Source organism: Rhodobacter sp. Har01, from assembly GCF_020564565.1.
GTDB lineage: Bacteria > Pseudomonadota > Alphaproteobacteria > Rhodobacterales > Rhodobacteraceae > Pseudogemmobacter.
This window is the reverse complement of the sequence record NZ_JAJCTD010000006.1, coordinates 260,582-278,299: the sequence shown is the minus strand read 5'-3', so window position 1 is coordinate 278,299 and position 17,718 is coordinate 260,582. Positions and strand designations below refer to the sequence as shown.

The following is a 17,718-nucleotide window of genomic DNA, read 5'->3' as shown; positions in this document are numbered from 1 at the left end:
GGCGCCCGCTGGGGCGTCAAGGGGAAATCGGCCCAGCCGGCTCGCCCGCCGGCTCGCGCGCCACCCGTGGCCGGCCGCTGGCGGTGACGGTCACCGTGCCTTCGACGAACATCCGCTGGCCCTCGATGTCCACCTCGCGCAGCTCGCGCCGGGCCTCGATGCGCAGGTCCACCGCGCCGGCCAGCCGGGCGCGGGCCTCCGCCTCGGCCCGCAGTGCGGCCTCCATCGCGTCCAGCGCCGCGTCGCGGTCGCCCCAGGCGCGCGGACCGTCGGGCAGATGTGCCACGAACCGCCCCTGCGCGGGCGAGGTCACCAGGCCCTGCACCCGCTGGCTGACCTGCCCCGCCACTGCGCCGATGGCATTGGCCACGTCGGCATGTTCGGGCAGGATCATGTCGCAGCCCAGGCATTCCCCCACCGCGCCGTAGTAGGACGCGGCCGAGGCGCCCAGTCCGATCACCGGCACCGCCAGCCGGGCGCTGACCTCGACCACGCCGCGGTGCCGGTGCAGCCCGGCCTGCGTCAGCCGGTGCCGCGCCAGCGCCACCGGGTCTTCGCCGGCAAACCCGGGGTCTTCGGCAAAGGCCGCCTCCAGCAGGCAATCCGCCGTCTGCTGCGTCAGCTGGTCGACGATGGCCCGCGCCAGCGGCTCGGGGCCGGCGGCGAACCGCTCGCCCGCGCCGGTCCGCCGCCGTGCCGTCAGCCGCAGTGCCTTTTCCGCCGCCAGCCCGTCCCAAGCGTGCAGCCGGCCCAACACGTGGCTGGCATCCGACGGCGTCACCCCCGACAGCATCGCCAGCCCGCGCGCCACGAGCCGCTCCAGCGCCGCGGCCTCCAGCCGGCTAGACAGCGCCTGCGTCACCGGCATCGCCCAGGTGATCCGCGCCAGCACCGCCTGTTCGCGGGCGGTCAGCCCACCGGCCTGCGCCCCCGCCATCGGCAGCACGAAACGGCCGTCGAACTCGCCCGTGGTCTCGGCCGCCAGCCAGCGGTCCAGTGCGGCATGCACCATCGGCCCGTGGTCCACCGCCAGCAGCGAAACCGGGATCAGCCGCCGCGGCCCCAGCCGCAGGGCGCCGGCCAGCCCTTCGTGCAGCAAGTGCACCTCGCTGTCGCCGCCCAGGCCCGTGGTGCGCATCGCCACCGCCTCGACCATGGTGCGCAAGCCGCCCACCCGCGCGCCCTGCGGGTCGATCTCGGGCAGGCCGTCCTTGAGCAGCGCCACATCCGTGGTGGTGCCGCCGATGTCGCTGACCAGCGCGTCCTTGGCCCCGGTCAGCCAACGCGCACCGACGATGCTGGCGGCCGGGCCGGACAGGATGGTCTCGATCGGGCGCTCCCGCACCATCGCCGCCGAAATCAGCGCCCCGTCGCCGCGCACCACCATCAGGGGCGCAGCGATGCCGACCAGCGCCAGATGCCGCTCGCAGGCCGCCACCAGTCGGTCGATCATGCCGATCAGCCGGGCGTTCAGCACCGCCGTCAGCGCGCGTTTCGGCCCGTTCAGCTGCGCCGACAACTCATGCGAACAGGTCACCGGCCGCCCCGTCAACCGCCGGATCGCGTCCCTTGCGGCCACCTCGTGCCCCGGATTGCGGGTGGCGAAGCGCGCCGCCACGGCAAAGCCCATCACCTCAGGCCCATGCTCGGCCGCCGCCGCCTCCAGTGCGGCCAGGTCCAGCTTGCGCGCTTCAAGCCCGGCATGGCTGTGGCCGCCCGCCAGCCGGATCACCGGATCGCCCTTCAGTGCCTCGGCCAGTCCCGCCCGGCCAAGGTCATCGTCGTCGAAGCCGATGGCGACCAGCGCCACCCGGCCGCCCTGGCCCTCGACCAGCGCATTCGTCGCCAGCGTGGTGGACAGCGACACCAGAGCCACGTCACCGGCCGAAACCCCCGAGGCGGCCAGCGCCGCATCGACTGCCTCGCCGATGCCCAAGGCCAGGTCGTGCCGGCTGGTCAGTGCCTTGGCCTTGCCCAGGATGCGATTGGACGCTTCGTCCAGGATCACCGCATCGGTGTAGGTGCCGCCGGTGTCCACGCCCAGGAAATACGCCATCGCCTGCTGCCCTTGTTGCGCTCTCTGCCCCAGCTAGGCCAGCCACGCGGAAAGGTCACCCCCGGATGCGACATTTCCCGTCGCGGATGGCGCCCTTGGCCCGCCTATTGCCGCTGGGCCGGGCGGCGGCGGCGGGCATGGGCGGCGGGAATGCCCAGCATACCCCGGTACTTGGCCACCGTGCGGCGTGCCACCGGCGCACCCGTCGCTGACAGTTCCATCGCCAGCGCCTCATCGGTCAGCGGTGCAGCGGGGTTCTCTGCCGCCACCAACCGCGCCAGGGACTCGCGCAGAGCCGCCGAGGCCCGGCCGTCCTCGCCCACGGCCTGCGAGAACAGCGCCCGCAGCCACCAGGTGCCGCGCGGAGTGTCGATGGCAGTTCCGGCAACCACCCGGCTGACCGTCGCCGGATGCAGCCCCACCGCTTCGGCCACCTCGGCCATGCCCATTGGCACCAGCGCGGCAAAGCCCTGGTCCAGCGCCGCCGCCTGGCGCTGCAGGATATCCCGCGCGACCCGCAGCAGGGTGGCGTTGCGCCCCTCGACCAGCCGCATCAGCGCCTTCGCCTCGGCCCGCCCCGGTCCCTCGCGCAGCGACAGCGTCGGCAGCGCGCCCCGGTTCAGCGCCACTTCCCAGCCCTCGGGGCCTTGCCGCACCGTCAGGTCCGGCTCGGCCACCGGCGCCGCACCCGGCGCGAACCGGGCGCCCGGCTTGGGGTCATAGCGGCGCAACCGCTGCACCGCGCGCAACACCTCGGCCTCGGGGCAGTCCAGCGCCCGGGCAATGCGCGCCGTCTCGCCCGCCGCCAGCAGGGGCAGACGGCACAGGACGCCTGCCATCACCGCATCCAGATCGCCCGCTTCGGCCGCCTGCAACCGCAGGCATTCCTCAAGGTTGCGCGCAAAAAGACCGGCCGGCTCCAGCCGCTGCAGCCGCTCCAGCACCGCCTCGGTCTCGGTCGGTGTCGCCCCCACTTCGGCGGCGACCTCCGCCAGCGGCCGCACCAGCCAACCGGCGGGCCCCAGCGCCTCGGACAGGGCTTCGGCCACCCGCAGCGCCCGCGCTGAAAGGCCAAGCGCCGCAATGCCCGCCGCCACATGCGCAGCCAGGCTGGGCCCGGCATCCGCCACCTCGACGTCGCCCGGACCGCCGTCGTGCAGACGCGCCAGCGACCCGCCCCAGCGCGGCAACCACTCGGGGGCTGCGGGGACGGCCCACTCGACACCCAGCGCCGGGTTGTCCGCCGCCTGCTCCTCAAGAAAGCGCGACAACCCCGCAGCGTCGGTGCGCAGCACCCGGATCGCCGCCGACAGCGAGGTGTTCAGCGACAGTCGCTGGCTTTGGGCAACAGTGATCCGGGTGCGCGACTTCATGGCCGCAAAGCCTAGGCCAGGCGGCCCGCAAAGGAAACGCCTCGCCGGGGCCGGGATCTGCCGGTGGTCTGCCCCTGACCAGGCAGTGCGGCGCCTTGCGCAGGGAAATGGCGGATTCGCTGTCCGTTTTCTGTCCGCAACAGCCCCGCCAGAGGCACACCCCGCGTCGCCTGGGCGCGCGCCCAGCCGACGCGATGAAGGGCACGCGGCCACCCTGGCGGACGCACCGCCTTGTGACCCGCCCGCACCTTCGCCCCCTCTGGCCTTTGCACCCTGTCGCCGCTATCCCCTTTGCCATGACGCCCTCCGCCCCCCTCCCGCTGGTCCGCGACCTTGTCCTTGTCGGCGGCGGCCATGCCCATGCCCTTGTCCTGCGCAGCTGGGCCATGGCGCCCATGCCTGGCGTCCGGCTGACGGTCGTCAACCCCGGCCCCGCCGCGCCCTACACCGGCATGCTGCCCGGTCTGATCGCCGGCCACTACGCTCGTGACGAGATCATGATCGACCTCGTCCGCCTCGCCCGCCATGCCGGCGCCCGGGTGATCCTGTCCCGTGCCACCGGCCTTGACCCGGCCGCCCGGCTGATCCACCTCGACGGCCGTCCTGCGCTGCCCTACGACCTTGCCTCCATCGACATCGGCATCGGCTCGGGCCTGCCCGAGATCGCCGGCTATGCCGAAAACGCGGTCTCGGCCAAGCCCCTCGGGGCCTATGCAGACGCCTGGACCGCCTTCGTCGCCCGCGCCCTGCCAACCCCCCGCCTCGTCATCCTCGGCGCCGGCGTCGGCGGCGTGGAACTGGCTCTCGCCTCTGCCCACCGCCTCCGCGCCACCGGCGCGCAGCCCCGGATCACCCTGATCGACCGCGCGCCCCAGGTGCTGCCGAACATCGGCCGCGCCGCCCGCGCCACCCTGCTGCGCCACGCCGAAGCAGCCGGCATCGCCGTTCGCACCGCCACCACCGCCACCGCCATCGGCCCTGGCACCGTCACCCTCTCCAGCGGCGAAACCCTGGCCTCCGACTTCACCCTCGCTGTCGCCGGCACCCAGCCGCAGCCCTGGCTCGCCGAGACCGGCCTCGCCACCCACGATGGCTTTCTCACCGTCGGCCCCACGCTGCAGACCTCCGACCCGGCCGTCTTCGCCGCCGGCGACTGCGCCCACCTTTCGCATGCCCCCCGCCCCAAGGCCGGCGTCTTCGCCGTGCGCGAGGCGCCCGTTCTTTACGCCAACCTCCGCGCCGTCCTGACCGGGGCGCCGCTGCACGCCTACCACCCCCAGCGCGACTACCTGAAACTGGTCTCCACCGGCGGCAAGGGCGCTGTCGCCGACAAGTTCGGACTGCGCACCGGCGGCGCCTGGCTCTGGCGCCTGAAGGACCGTATCGACCGCCGCTTCATGGCGATGTTCAACGACTATCCCGCGATGGCGGCCCCCAGCCTGCCCAGCCCCGCCGCCGAGGGCCTGGCCGAGGCCTTGGGCGACCGCCCCCTCTGTGGCGGCTGCGGCGCCAAGATCGGCCCTGCCACGCTGAAATCCGCCCTTGCCGCCCTGCCGCCGCCGCGCCGCGCCGACGTCCTCTCCGGCCCCGGCGACGACGCCGCTCTCCTGCGCGCGGCGCACGGCGTGCAGGTCCTCACCACCGACCACCTGCGCGCCTTCACCTTGGACCCGCGCCTGATGGCGCGGCTGGCCGCCCTGCACGCGCTGGGCGACATCTGGGCCATGGGCGCCACCCCGCAGGCCGCCCTGGCCCAGGTCACGCTGCCCCGCCTCTCCGAAACCCTGCAAGAGCGGACCCTGTCCGAAATCCTGCAGGCCGCATCCGAGACCTTCCGCGAGGCCGGCGCCGACCTCGTGGGTGGACACACCTCGATCGGCGACGAACTGACCCTTGGCTTCACCGTCACCGGCCTGGCCGACCGGCCCGTGACCAAGGCCAAGGCCCGCCCCGGCGATGCGATCCTGCTGACGAAGCCCCTCGGCACCGGCACCATCCTTGCCGCCGAGATGGCGCTGGCCCGCGTTCCCGGCCTGATCCTGGGCGAATCCGTGGTGGCCTGCCTTGCCTCGATGTCGCGCCCGCTTGGCCCCGCCGCCGCGATCCTGGCCCCCGCCGCCCATGCCATGACCGACGTCACCGGCTTCGGCCTGGCCGGCCACCTGCTGGAAATCCTTCAGGCCTCGGGGGTGGCCGCAACCCTCGACCGCGCCGCGATCCCCTGCCTTCCCGGCGCCGTCCGGCTTGCGGCCGCGGGCCAGCACTCCAGCCTTGCCCCCACCACCCGCGCCGCCCTTGACGGACAGATCGACGCGCCCCCAGGCCCCGAAACCGATCTGCTGTTCGACCCGCAGACCTGCGGACCGCTGCTCGCCTGCGTCCCCGCCGACCGCGCAAAGGCCCTGCTCGCCCGCCTTCACGCCGCCGGCGACGCCGCCGCGGCCCGCATCGGCACCATCACCGAAGGCACGCCGCGCCTGACCGTCCGCGCCTGACCCCGCCCCCGGGCCGTCAGCCCGCCCCGGCCGGCGACACCCGCACCACCGCCGCCGCCACCCGCTCCGCCAGACCCGCAAGGTCGGCCTCGCTCAAGCCCCCGGCCTCGACCTCCACCCCGGCCCCGCCCATTCGCGCCCGGTGCTTTTCGTAGCGCGGGTCATAGTGGCGGGCCATCAGGTCGCCGGCCAGCGCCTCGAACGCCCCCTCCGCCGCCAGACCCAGCCAGCCCTCGATCACCTCGGCCCCATGCACGCCCCGCAACTGCTCCAGCACCGCCGACAGCCGCGCCCGATCCTCGGTCACATCCCGGTAGGCCCGCGCCAGATACTCCGCCCGCGCCGCCAGCGGTGCCCGGATCGCCACCCGCGGCGCCCCGACCATCGCCTTCCACAGCTGCGGCGGCACCCGGCACTCCCCCACCTTGGAGCTCTCGGCCTCCACCACCACCGGCCGCCCCGGGTCCAACGCCGCCAACCCATAGGCCAGCCGCGCCTCGAAGGTCTTCTGCGACGGCTGCGCGCCCATCGCGCCGAACAGCGACCCGCGATGGTTCGCCATCCCCTCCAGGTCCAGCACCTGAACCCCGCGCGCCGCCAGCAGCGCCAGCACCTCGGTCTTGGCCGACCCGGTGTTGCCGTCCAGCACCACCACCGGCGCCGCCACCGGCTGGTCATAGACCGCCTGAACCACCAGCGCGCGCCAGGCCTTGTAGCCGCCCGCCAGCACCTCGACCCGCCAGCCGATCTGCGCCAGGATCGAGGCGAAAGACCCCGACCGCTGCCCGCCCCGCCAGCAATAGACCAGCGGCCGCCAGCCACCGCCGCGGTCCGCCAGCACCCCCTCCAGATGCCGCGCCGCATTCCGCGCCACCAGCGCCGCGCCCAGCTTGCGCGCCGTGAACGGGCTGACCTGGGTGTAGATCGTGCCCACCCGCGCCCGCTCCTCATCGTCCAGAACCGGCAGGCTGATCGCCCCCGGCACATGATCCTCGGCAAACTCGGACGGAGACCGCACGTCGATCACATCGTCAAAGCCCATGGCCTCAAGCTGGCCCAGCGCCGTCACCGTCACAGCCATCCCGGCCCCCCAAACCCAAATCCACCCCCCCCCGATTTGCCCTTTGACAAATACTCTCGGGGGGGCCGGGGGGCGAAGCGCCCCCGGCGGCTGCCGCAGATCACCCCGGCTGCCCGGCCTCCAGACGGTCCAGCAAGGCCGCCAGCATCGCATCGCAGCGCGCCAGCTGCTCGACCGTCACATATTCGTCCGGCTTGTGCCCCTGCGCCATGCTGCCCGGCCCGCAGACCACCACCGGCACCCCAAGCCGCGCGTCGAACAGCCCGCCCTCGGTGCCGAAGGCCACCTTGATCGTGCCGTTCGCCCCGGTCAGCGACTGCACGAAGCGCACCACCGCCGCATCGGTGGGCGTGCCCAGCCCCGGATACTCCCACAGCCGCTCGACCGAAATCGCCGCCTCGGGGAAGGCCGCGCGCAACGGCGCCACAATGCCCTCGGCCCCGGCGCGCAGCTCGCCGATCACGGCCTCGACATCCACCCCGGCCAGCGAGCGGATCTCGAAGTCGATCACCGCCGCGTTCGGCACGATGTTCACCTGCACGCCGCCCGCCATCTTGCCGGCATGCAGCGTGGTATAGGGCACGTCGTAATCGCCATCGAACGGCCCCTTGGCCGCGATCCGCGCCTGCACGGCGCGCAGAACCCCGATGAAATCCGCCGCCAGATGCAGCGCGTTCAGCGCCATCGGCGCCAGCGCCGAATGCCCCTCGCGGCCCACACATGTGGCCCGCAGCGCCACCTTGCCCTTGTGCCCGGTGGCGACCTGCATGCCGGTGGGTTCCCCCACGATGCACATCGCCGGTTTGACCGGCGCCGCCGCCAGCAGGTCCACCAGGCTGCGCACGCCCATGCAGCCCACTTCCTCATCGTAAGACAGCGCCAGATGCAGCGGCACCCGCAACGGCCGCCGCGCCGCCTGCAGCACGCAGGCCACCGCCGAGGCCAAAAACCCCTTCATGTCCGCCGTGCCGCGCCCGTAAAGCCGGCCGCCCGCCTCGGTCAGCGTGAACGGAGGCCTCGTCCAGGCCTGCCCCTCCACCGGCACCACGTCGGTATGCCCCGACAGCATCACGCCGCCGCGGTCCGCGGGTCCCACCGTGGCCCAGAGGTTCGCCTTGCCACCCGTCTCATCGGGGATCAGCCGCGCCTCGACCCCCACCTCGGCCAGAAGACCCGCCACGAAGTCCATCAGCGCCCGGTTCGGCCGCGAACTCACGGTGTCAAAGCCGACCAGCCGGTCCAGGATGGCGCGGGTGTCCATGCGTGAAATCCCCTGTCTCAAGCCCACCCCTGCTAGCGCGAAGCGGCCGCACGGGAAAGACCCGGATACGAAACTCCTGACTGGCCAGCCGCCCGCCGGCTTGGCATTCTGCCGCCACCCACCGCCCGCCTGTACAGGATTTGACATGTTCCTTCGCCCCGCCCTGCTGGCCCCCGCCCTGCTGGCCCCCGCCCTGCTCGCCCTCGCCGTCCCCGTTGCAAGCGCCGAAGACACCACGCCCGGCCAGGTCCACACCCTTGACCTTGCCGCCCGGCTTTACGCCCATGCCCTGGCGACCGACGACGCGCTCTCCGCCGTCACCGCCTTCCGGCTGGTCCAGTCGGTGACCCTGCGCGACGACACCTCGTGGCAGAAGTCGACCGAAGACGTCACCGGATCGGAAATCGTCTTCCGCACGCTTCCGCCCGAAAAGCAGCGCGAGGTTGCCCAAAGCACCGCCAAGACCTCCGGCTTCTCCGCGCTCGCCCTTGTCTCGGGCGAGATGGAGGCCGCAACGCGCGAGATCGCTGCCGGCGATGACGAGTTGACCGCCCTTGTCGACGACGCTGCCACCGCCACCGCGCGGGGCCGCATCGGCGGGGCAAACCAGCAGGTCGCCGCCCTGGCCCCGGGCAAGAAGGACACCTGGCAAATCCCCTTCGCCGGCCAGGAACGGGCCGAGATCGGCGTATTCGGTGACGGCTCGGGCGGTCTTGCGTGGATGGTGGCCGATGCTGCTGGCCTGCCGGTCTGCATCGACCACTATTCCGAACAGCCGCTCTACTGCGCCTTCACCCCGGCCGCGAACGCCTTCTACACCGTCACCGTCATCAGCCGATCGGATGTCGAAGGCCAGTATTTGCTGGCCACCAATTAGCGACAGCACGGTCCGGCCTTGCGAATGACGGCATTTGTCACCCGCAGCCGGCTTTTCAAACGGCCCTGCGGGTGTCACATTCCCCGCAGGCACAACCCCCGCCCGCCCGGCGGATTCACCACAGGACAAGGCCATGAAACTCAAAGCCCTTTCCATGACGCTTGCGACCACCGCACTGGTGGCGCTGACGCTTCCCTCGATCGCCCAGGACAAGTCGGGCTCCAATGTCAGCGCCGAAGGCACCGGCACCCCCGGCGCCACCGCCAGCATGGCCATGGCGCATGAACTTTACGCCCTGGGCGTGGCCTCGGGCGATGCGCTGACGGTGCTGACCGCCGCCAAGCTGGCCGCCCAGGCCGAGGGCACGCCGCAGGAACCGGCGGCGCTGGACCCGGAGGGGTTCGAACTGGTCAGCGATGCGCAAACCACCGCCAAGCCCAGGGGACGGCCGCGGAAGAACCCCGCGCTGGTGCCGTCCCCGGAGGAAGGCGCCCCCCGCCCCGCCGCCAAGACCACCCTGCTGACCGCCGCGGGCGATGAGGAAGGCGCTACCGAGGCCCCGGTGACCGCCGCCGCGATGTTCGCCAAGGCCACCGAACTGGCCGGCGATGACGAGGCGCTGAAAGGCATGATCGCCGACGCCGAAGCCGAAGGCGCCCGTGGCCGCATCGGCGGCGCGGTGACCTGGGAATCCAAGCTGCCACGCGGCCAGATCGACGTCTGGGAAGTGCCCTTCTACGGCAATTCCTACGCCGAGGTGGCCATCATCGGCGACGGCGATGCCAACCTCGACATGGTCATCACCGACGAAAACGGCAACGTGATCTGCTATGACGTGTCGCCCTCGGACCAGGTCTACTGCGACTTCGTTCCCGCCTGGGATGGCTACTTCTACATCACCGTGGAAAACGCCGGCCGGGTGCGCAACAGCTACTACCTGATGACGAACTGAACCATCGTTCGGAAATTCGGTTGCAACAGGGGCCGGGCAGCAACGCCCGGCCCCTTATCGCATGCCTGACGCCGCCCGGATCGGGCCGACCGGGTTGCGCGATCGGGCCGACCTGTCCAATTTCCGAACGCCTGATCGTAAATCGCGATCTCCCGTCCCTGGCCCTGCTGTGCACCGCGCAGAATGCAAAGGGCCCGGCCGTCCGGCCGGACCCCTTTCCGCCCTGCTCCGCCCGCGTCACGGGTTCGAAGCGATCACCTCGTTCAGCCAGGGGATGAAGGCCGAGATGTTGGTATAGGCCGAGAACATCGCGTTCTCTTCGCAACCCTGGCCCGAGGCGGCGCTCAGGCCCCAGGAAACGATGCCGGCCTGGATATAGCTGCCGTCTTCCAGCGGCACCACCAGCGGGCCACCGCTGTCACCGTTGCAGCTCGTCTTGCCGCCCTCGAAGGTGCCCGAGCAGATCATGTTCTCGCTGATCGGCATCGGGGCGCGGCCCAGCATCTCGTCCCACAGCGCATAGGCGTCGTTTTCCGCGATCGACAGCACCTGTGCCGCGTAGGAGAAGCCCGCCGCCGCCTCTTCCGCCCGCGCCTCCATCATCGCGGTGTTGCACATCTCGCGGTCCAGCATCTGGATCTGCACCTCGCGCAACTCGGGCGACATGCGACCGCCGTTCTGCAGACCCCAGCCGGTGACCACCGTGGTCACGCCCGGCTGCTGCAGGATGTCGCCGAAATCGGCGTCCGGCACCTCGACCGTCTTGTAGGGCACGTTCGGCTTCCGCGCGAGCTTGATCAGCGCGATGTCGTAATCCAGGCCCGTCGCGGTATAGGACGGGTGCGGGAAGATCGCCTCGACCGGGATCACGTCGCCCGAGCCGTCCAGCTTGGTCGTCCCGGCGACGATGCTCAACTCGGTCGGGTGAACGTCGAATTCGGTGCCCTGGTCGTCCATCATGTGCACGCAATGGGCCGCGGTCAGCACCCATTCGTCCATCACCAGCGACCCGCCGCAGAACTGGCTGTCGGGCGAGACCGGCATCGCGGCCACCGTCAGCGCCACCTGCCAGGGCCATTCGCCCTCGTCGGCCAACTCGCCACCGATCACCTTGCCGCCGGCGTCTTCCGGCTGGGTGGCGTTGCGATCGGCCTTCTTGCCGGATTCGGCAAAGCCGAAGGGCGAGGCGGTCTTGTCCTTTGTCCCCTGGGCGCCGAAATTCCCCAGCTTGCTATCCGCCAGAACGGCGCCCGCCGCCCCGGCCACCACCAGCGCAATCACCAATGGCTTCAAACGATTCGCCTTCATTTCAACGCTCCATTGCAATCGTCGGGTCACAGCGGCCCGGGTTTCAGTCGCACCACCTGACGCAGCATCGTAAGCGCGGCGGGTTTCGTCGAAAAGCCGCGCATCGCGGCCTCTTCTGGGTCAGTCATCCTTCCCTCAAGCCATAGCGCCATCGGGTCCGAGGCTGACGCAAAGTCGCGCGTCATGCCCGGGCTGGCAAGTCGTGTCAGATCAATCCGCTGGCCGTTCTCGTCATCCATCGGCACCGCCAGCACCCAGATCTCCTCAAGCCCCGCCGTGGTGCCGGGTTCGATCTGCAAGCCGACGCGGATGCTCTCGCCCGGGGCCAGCCGGTTGGCCTGGTTGCGTTGCGGCCAGATCGGCTGCACCTCGAAATCGGCCGCCATGTACAGCACGCTGACATCCTGCATCTTGCCCGAGGCATTGGTGACGGTCAGCCACAGCTGATCGCACGGCGCCGCGCCCTGCGCCGGGTCGGCCGGCTCGCTCGGCCCCGCCGCGCCACAAGTGTCACCCGCCGCCGCCGCCGGCCTCCGCTCGATCTCGACCGTGATCGCCTGCTTGCCGGTCAGGCTGCGCCCCGAGGCGCCAGCGAGGGTCTCGCGCAGCCGCAAGCCATGCGCCGCCTGCGCCAGCGCGCGCTCCAGTGCCTCGGCCTCGGTCTCGTCGGCCAAAAGTTCCACCCGCGGCGAAGACCCCGGACCCTCCGGGTCCAACACGCCATCGCCATTGGCCAGTGCCACCGTGCCATCCACCAGGATCGGCACCAGGTCCGGCGCGCCTGCACCGGGTGCGGGCAAGGCCGCCTCCCAAGCCGCATAATCCTTGCCGTCGCCGGGATCGGCCCGAACCGCCGCCGCCAGGGTCAGCGGATCGGCCGGCGGCGCCGCAATCACCTCGGCCCAGGCGGCACCTTCGGGCAGATCGCCCAGCAGCATGGCCTCGCGCAGGCCGGTCTTGCCCAGCGTCGCCGTGCCCAGCGGCGCGCCGCCCGCCCCTTCGGCATAAAGCGCCACCTCGGCGCCCTCGGCCAGCCCGCGCAGCAGCCCCGCCTGCACAATGGCATCCTTCACCGGCAGCCGTGCCTCGGCCGCCCCGGTCCCGAACACCTGCGCATCCAGCAGCGGCCCCTCGCCCTCGGGCACCTGCCGCGCCGGCCCCTGCACCATGGCCTCGGCCGCCGTCGCCAGCACCTGAGACCAGCTCGCGTTTGGCGCCGTCGTCAGCACCTGGGCCAGACGCAAGGTGAACTCGCCATGCCACTCGCCGCTGTCGGCCAAGGGGTATTCGAACGATCGTTCATCGGATTGTGACGAATACAGGAACACATATTCACCATGCAGTTCCAGCGCCGCCGTCGCCGGCGCGGACGCCGCACCTTCGGGAATCCCCAGCGCCTCGGGCGCCAGCACCCGCGCCACACCCTGCCCGCCCACCGCCCGGAACCCGGTCGCCGAATGGCAGGCGTCGATCAGCCCCACCAGTTGCACGCCGCGGTCCATCAGCCCCTGCGCCCAGGTCTGCAACTCATCGTCGATCAGGGCGTTTTCCACGCCGCCCACCGCGCCTTTCCATCCCGCTGCATCGGCCGGCAGCAATATCTCGTCATACCCCCCGCCCTCGTCGCCCGAGGCATCGGGCGCCTGCGCCCCATGCCCGGAGAAATAGAACAGCACCGTATCCCCCGGCTGCGCCGCGACCGAGACCGCCGCCATCGCCGCCAGAATGCCCTCACGCGTGGGCTGGCCCTTTGCGGCCCCCTCGGGCAGCCCGGCCAGATCGGAGCTCAGGATCGTCATCGCCGCCGGGTCCAGCCCCCGCCCCTGCAAGGTCTCGGCCATCAGCCGCACGTCGTTTGCGGGCCCCTTCAGGTCGGCGTCCAGCACCAGATAGTCGGAAACGCCGACCAGCACCGCCCGCACCTCGGCCAGCGCGGGGCCGGCCGCCAGCAGGGCGACCGAAGACATCAGCAAGGCCAGACCACGTTTCATGCAGGGCAGATTACCCTTGGCCCCCAGCCGCACAAGCCCGCCGCGCACCCGCGCCCCCGCATGACTGCATTTGTCATCGCCAACGCCAGGGGCCGCCCCCGAAGCGGTGGGGTGGGCGGGTGGGCACCGCTTCGGGGGCGGCTTTCCCACATGTCACCCGGGCGCACGGGGCCAGGCAATCTCGACCGTCAGCCCTTTTCCCACCTTCGGCAGCGACAGCCGCGCCCCGTGCCGCAGGGCAATCGCCCGCACCAGCGCCAGCCCCAGCCCGTGCCCCGAAATCCCCCGTGCCCGGTCCCGCTCGGCCCGGGTAAAGCGCTCGAAAACCGCGTCCTTCATCTCGTCCGGCAACCCCGGCCCGGTATCCACCAGCCGCAGCACCGACTGCGCGCCCGCCTCCAGCGACAGGTCCAGCCGGTCGCCCGGCCCGCAGTACTTGATCGCGTTGTCCAGCAGGTTGGCCAGCATCTGCGCCAGCAGGTTGCGGTCGCCCAGCACCCGCACCCCCGGCGCCACCTGCGCCGAAGAGACCAAGCCCTTGTCCTCGGCCAGAGGCTGGTACAGCTCCCAGACCTCAACCGCCACCGCTGACAGGTCCACCGGCACCAGCCCGCCGCCGTGCCCCTGATCGGCCTCGGCCCGGCTGATATCCAACAGCGAATCGAACACCCGGATCGCCTGCCGCATTTCCCCGCGCAACTCGGCCACCACCGCCTCCTGCCCCTCGATCCGGCCCAGCTTCTGCAGCATCCGGTTCAAGGGCGTGCGCATCTCGTGCGCGATGGTGTCCGACAGCCGGTGCGTCGCCCGGTTCAGGTTGGAGATGCGGTCCAGCATGCCATGCACATGCGTCTCCAAGAGCCCGAACTCGTCGGCCGACCGCGGCCCCGGCAGCCGCGCGTCCAGATCGCCCTCGGCCACCCGGTCGGCCAGCGCGTTCACCCGCCCGATCCGCCCCATCACCGAAGCCGCCGCCAGCCAGCCGACGCCGGCGCCCGCCACCAGCAGCGCCGCCAGCAGCCCCAGCATCCCGCGCCGCAAGGCCGCCAGCGTGTCATCCACCGGCTCCAGAGAGCGGCCCACCAGCAGCGGAAACCCCCCCGGCAAGTCGCGCGCCACCACCAGCCAGCGGTCGCCGTCCAGCACCACCTCCTGCGCCGGATCAATGACGAACCCGGCGCCCTCTGCGGCCAATCCCGCCGGCCAATCGTCCCGGGTGCCCGCCAGCACCCGCCCCTCGCGGTCCAGCAGCACCAGCATCTCGCCGCCAGGCGCCGCCGCCCGATAGGCAATCGCCTCGCGCAGCGCGATGATCCGGCGCTGGTCATACAGCGCCGCCAGCCCGCCCAGATCGGCCGCCAGCAGCGCCCTTTGCGCCTGCATCAGCCGGTTCTCGACCAGCCGATACTGCAGCCCCATCGCCAGCAGCGCCAGCAGCGCCACCGCCGCCGCCATTCCCGCCGCCAGCCGCAGCGTGGCGCGGGCGCGAAGCGGGGCCTCGCTCACCCGGCGGCCCCCAGCGGGGCAAAGACATAGCCCTCGCCCCGCGCAGTCTGGATGGCCGCGCTGCCGGCATCCTCAAGCTTGCGCCGCAGCCGGCCGACATGCACATCCACCACATTCGTCCCGGGATCGAAATGCAGATGCCAGACGTTCTCCAGCAGCTGCATCCGGGTCACCACCTGCCCGGCATTGCGAGCGAAATAGGTGAGCAGCTCGAACTCCTTGGGGCTGACCGGCACATGCGTCCGCTTCACATGCACGGTGCGGGCCTTCATCCGGATCTCCAACTCGCCGAAGGCCAGCAGGTCGTTGTCCAGCACCTGCATCGTGCCCCGCCGCAACAGCGCCCGCAGCCGCGCCCGCAATTCATCCGGCTCGAATGGCTTGGGCAGGTAGTCATCCGCCCCCTTCTCCAGCCCCTCGACCCGCTCAGCTGCCCGCCCCAGCGCCGACAGCACCAGGATCAAGGCCCGGCTGCCGACCGCCCTGATCCGCGCCATCGCCTCGACCCCGTCGCCGCCCGGCAGCATCCGGTCCAGCACGATCACCCGGTAATCCCCAAGGCCCGCCTCGGCCAGCCCTTCATCCAGGGTCCCCCGGATCTCGGCCTCGCAGCCCAACTCGGCCACCACGGCCGCCACGGCGGCCGCGGTCTCTGCATCGTCCTCGATGATCAGGATGCGGTCCTGCATGTTCCTGTCCCTTGTCCCGCGCAGAAGGTTCAGAACACCACCACGTCCGGGTCAAGCACATTCGCGCCGCCCACCGGCCGCAGACCGCCGCCCTTGCCCCAGGGGTCCAGGTACAGGTGCCGCGTCGCACCCCCCGGAGCGGCCACCAGCAGCAGCACCGGCTCGGTGATCTCCAGCGCCTTCAGCGCGGCCAGGTCCATCGCCTGCCCGTTCACCGCCAGAATGCGGTCGCCCTTCGCCAGCCCGGCAAACAACGCGGGTGAGTTCTCGGTGACCCCTGTCACCACGCCGTCATCCCCCAACACCACGCCCAAGCCCGACAGCCGGTAGGCCTTGATCGTCTCGGGCTGCGCGGACAGGTCGATCTCGCGCTTGGCGATCCCCAGCCCCCCCACCTCGGCCTCGGCCGCAAAGGCCAGCACCAGCGACACCTCCTCCGCGCCGCGCCGCACCACCAGCGCGGCCTCGCCGCGTGCCAGCGCAGCCTCGATCAAGAAGGCCATCTCGCCCGCCTCTGCCAAGGCCACACCGTCCACCGCCAGGATGATGTCGCCGGCGACCAGCCCCGCCGCCGCGGCCAGACCACCCGGCTCGACTCCATCGACCAGCAGCCCCGCCGCCGGCACGCCCAGCGCCTCGGCCACCTGCCGGTCCACCGGCCGCGCCACCATCCCCAGCTTGGGGAACGGCGCCAGCGTCTCGGCCACCAGCCCGTCGACGATGCGCGTCAGGTCTTCCGCACCAATCGCATAGGCGATGCCCACGAACATCCGGCTGCCATCGGCGATCTGGCTGTTCATGCCCACCAGCCGCCCCGCCGCATCCACCACGGGGCCGCCCGAGGACCCCGGGTTCACCGCCGCATCATGCTGCAGCATCCTCAGCGGCACCTGCGTTTCCACCTGCCGGGCCACGGCCGAGATCATCCCTTCGGTCAGCGTGAACTCGATCCCCAGCGGCGCCCCCAAGGCATAGACCTCAAGGCCCAGCCCGGCAGGGCCCTCCGCGGCCACCAGCCCGCGACGGCCGGGTGCCACGGCGATCACCGCCACGTCGCGCACCTCATCCCGGGCAATCACCCGGCCCACCTCTTCCTGCCCATGCCGGTCCACCAGCCGAACTTCCTCGGCCGCGCCCACCACATGGGCGTTGGTCACCGCCACCAGCGCCTCGTCGCCCCACAGAAAGGCGCTGCCAAGAAAGCGATCCTCGGCGTCGTTCGTCCGCACCACCAGCACCGCGTCCATCGCAGCCTCAAGCGGGGCCTCGCCGGCCCCCGCCGGCCGCACCGTCGGCAGCGCCGCCAACAGCACCGCCAACGCGAACAGCACCGCCGCCAATCCCTGGAATAGCCGTTTCCGAACGGCCGTTCCGATACTCGTCTTCGAAATCATGATTTCCATTCCTTGGGTGTCTTGCCCTTGGCCGGAAAGGTAGGCTTGCCCCGGCCCGGGGTCACATGACAAATCCCGTCATCGGAAATTTCCACGTTTACAGGCGGATGCGCCCGCCCCATCCTGCCGCCATGACCCGAACCAAAGCTCCCCCCCTGGCCCTTGCCGCCCTGCTGAGTCTGGCCCTGCCCGCGCTGGCCGAAGGCCCTGCGCCCCTGCGCCAGGCGCAAATCAGCGCCGAGCTCTACGCCCGCGGCCTGGCGACCAGCGACCCGCTCCTGATCCTCACCGCCGCCAGCTTGCGCAAATCGCTGGCCCTGAGCGGCGCCACCCCCCTGCCGCTTGACTGGCAGGCGATGCTTTCCGCAGCCGAATCCCTTGCGGCCACCGACCCCATCCTTCTGGCCGCCATCGCAGACCTCCGCGCCGACACGCCCAAGGGCGTCGCCTCCGGCCCGGTCTACCGCCTCGCCGCCCTTGGCCCCGGCGCGGAAACCGAAATCACCGACCTCACTTTCCGCGGCGGAACCTATGCCGAGGTCTACATCGAGGCCGCCACCGCCAACCTTGACCTCACCATCCGCGACGCCTCCGGCAACCTGGTCTGTGCCGATACCGACCCCAGCCCGATCGCCTATTGCGGCTGGACACCGGCCGCCGATGGGGTGTTCCTTCTGACCATCATGAACCGCGGCCCCGCCGAAACCGACTACGCTTTGATGACGAATTGAGGCC

At 71.5% G+C, this 17,718-nt stretch carries 13 protein-coding genes; 4 read left to right on the top strand and 9 right to left on the bottom strand.

Translation table 11 applies throughout. The features are described from left to right. Positions 1-16 precede the first annotated feature (16 nt). Complete coding sequence (locus LHP98_RS15900) at positions 17-2,056, bottom strand: hydantoinase/oxoprolinase family protein (protein WP_227253527.1); 2,040 nt, start codon at positions 2,054-2,056, stop codon at positions 17-19. 104 nt (positions 2,057-2,160) lie between these two features. Next, on the bottom strand, positions 2,161-3,429 hold the full coding sequence (locus LHP98_RS15895; protein ID WP_227253526.1) for an RNA polymerase sigma-54 factor: 1,269 nt from the start codon (positions 3,427-3,429) through the stop codon (positions 2,161-2,163). Between the two features lie 296 nt (positions 3,430-3,725). On the opposite strand from LHP98_RS15895, the gene selD reads away from it, so the two are divergent. Beyond that, positions 3,726-5,924 carry a selenide, water dikinase SelD gene (gene selD / locus LHP98_RS15890; RefSeq protein WP_227253525.1) on the top strand — a complete coding sequence of 733 codons (2,199 nt, stop codon included), beginning with the start codon at positions 3,726-3,728 and terminating at the stop codon, positions 5,922-5,924. A gap of 16 nt (positions 5,925-5,940) precedes the next feature. Here the strand turns inward: selD and mnmH are convergent, their stop codons facing one another. Beyond that, complete coding sequence (mnmH, locus tag LHP98_RS15885; RefSeq protein ID WP_227253524.1) at positions 5,941-7,005, bottom strand: tRNA 2-selenouridine(34) synthase MnmH; 1,065 nt, start codon at positions 7,003-7,005, stop codon at positions 5,941-5,943. Between the two features lie 100 nt (positions 7,006-7,105). After that, positions 7,106-8,266: an acetylornithine deacetylase gene (gene argE, locus LHP98_RS15880; protein ID WP_227253523.1), complete on the bottom strand. Its 1,161-nt coding sequence runs from the start codon at positions 8,264-8,266 to the stop codon at positions 7,106-7,108. 145 nt (positions 8,267-8,411) lie between these two features. On the opposite strand from argE, the gene LHP98_RS15875 reads away from it, so the two are divergent. Further along, positions 8,412-9,143: a hypothetical protein gene (locus LHP98_RS15875; RefSeq protein ID WP_227253522.1), complete on the top strand. Its 732-nt coding sequence runs from the start codon at positions 8,412-8,414 to the stop codon at positions 9,141-9,143. A gap of 133 nt (positions 9,144-9,276) precedes the next feature. Further along, positions 9,277-10,095: a hypothetical protein gene (locus tag LHP98_RS15870; protein ID WP_227253521.1), complete on the top strand. Its 819-nt coding sequence runs from the start codon at positions 9,277-9,279 to the stop codon at positions 10,093-10,095. Between the two features lie 237 nt (positions 10,096-10,332). Here the strand turns inward: LHP98_RS15870 and LHP98_RS15865 are convergent, their stop codons facing one another. The 5 genes from LHP98_RS15865 to LHP98_RS15845 all read right to left on the bottom strand — a co-directional run bounded on the left by LHP98_RS15865 (position 10,333) and on the right by LHP98_RS15845 (position 16,983). Continuing rightward, positions 10,333-11,403: a serine protease gene (locus LHP98_RS15865; RefSeq protein WP_227253520.1), complete on the bottom strand. Its 1,071-nt coding sequence runs from the start codon at positions 11,401-11,403 to the stop codon at positions 10,333-10,335. Between the two features lie 26 nt (positions 11,404-11,429). Then, entirely contained in the window at positions 11,430-13,394 is a 1,965-nt protein-coding gene (locus LHP98_RS15860) for a caspase family protein (protein WP_227253519.1), read from the bottom strand. Between the two features lie 153 nt (positions 13,395-13,547). Beyond that, on the bottom strand, positions 13,548-14,900 hold the full coding sequence (locus tag LHP98_RS19630) for an ATP-binding protein (protein WP_227253518.1): 1,353 nt from the start codon (positions 14,898-14,900) through the stop codon (positions 13,548-13,550). Next, positions 14,897-15,589, bottom strand: a complete 693-nt coding sequence (locus tag LHP98_RS15850; RefSeq protein WP_227253517.1) for a response regulator transcription factor — start codon at positions 15,587-15,589, stop codon at positions 14,897-14,899. The genes LHP98_RS19630 and LHP98_RS15850 overlap by 4 nt, the downstream gene beginning before the upstream one ends. 29 nt (positions 15,590-15,618) lie before the next feature. Further along, complete coding sequence (locus LHP98_RS15845) at positions 15,619-16,983, bottom strand: S1C family serine protease (RefSeq protein ID WP_227253516.1); 1,365 nt, start codon at positions 16,981-16,983, stop codon at positions 15,619-15,621. A 131-nt stretch (positions 16,984-17,114) separates the two neighbouring features. Between LHP98_RS15845 and LHP98_RS15840 the strand changes: the two genes are divergently transcribed. Further along, complete coding sequence (locus LHP98_RS15840; protein ID WP_227253515.1) at positions 17,115-17,714, top strand: hypothetical protein; 600 nt, start codon at positions 17,115-17,117, stop codon at positions 17,712-17,714. Positions 17,715-17,718: the final 4 nt, after the last annotated feature.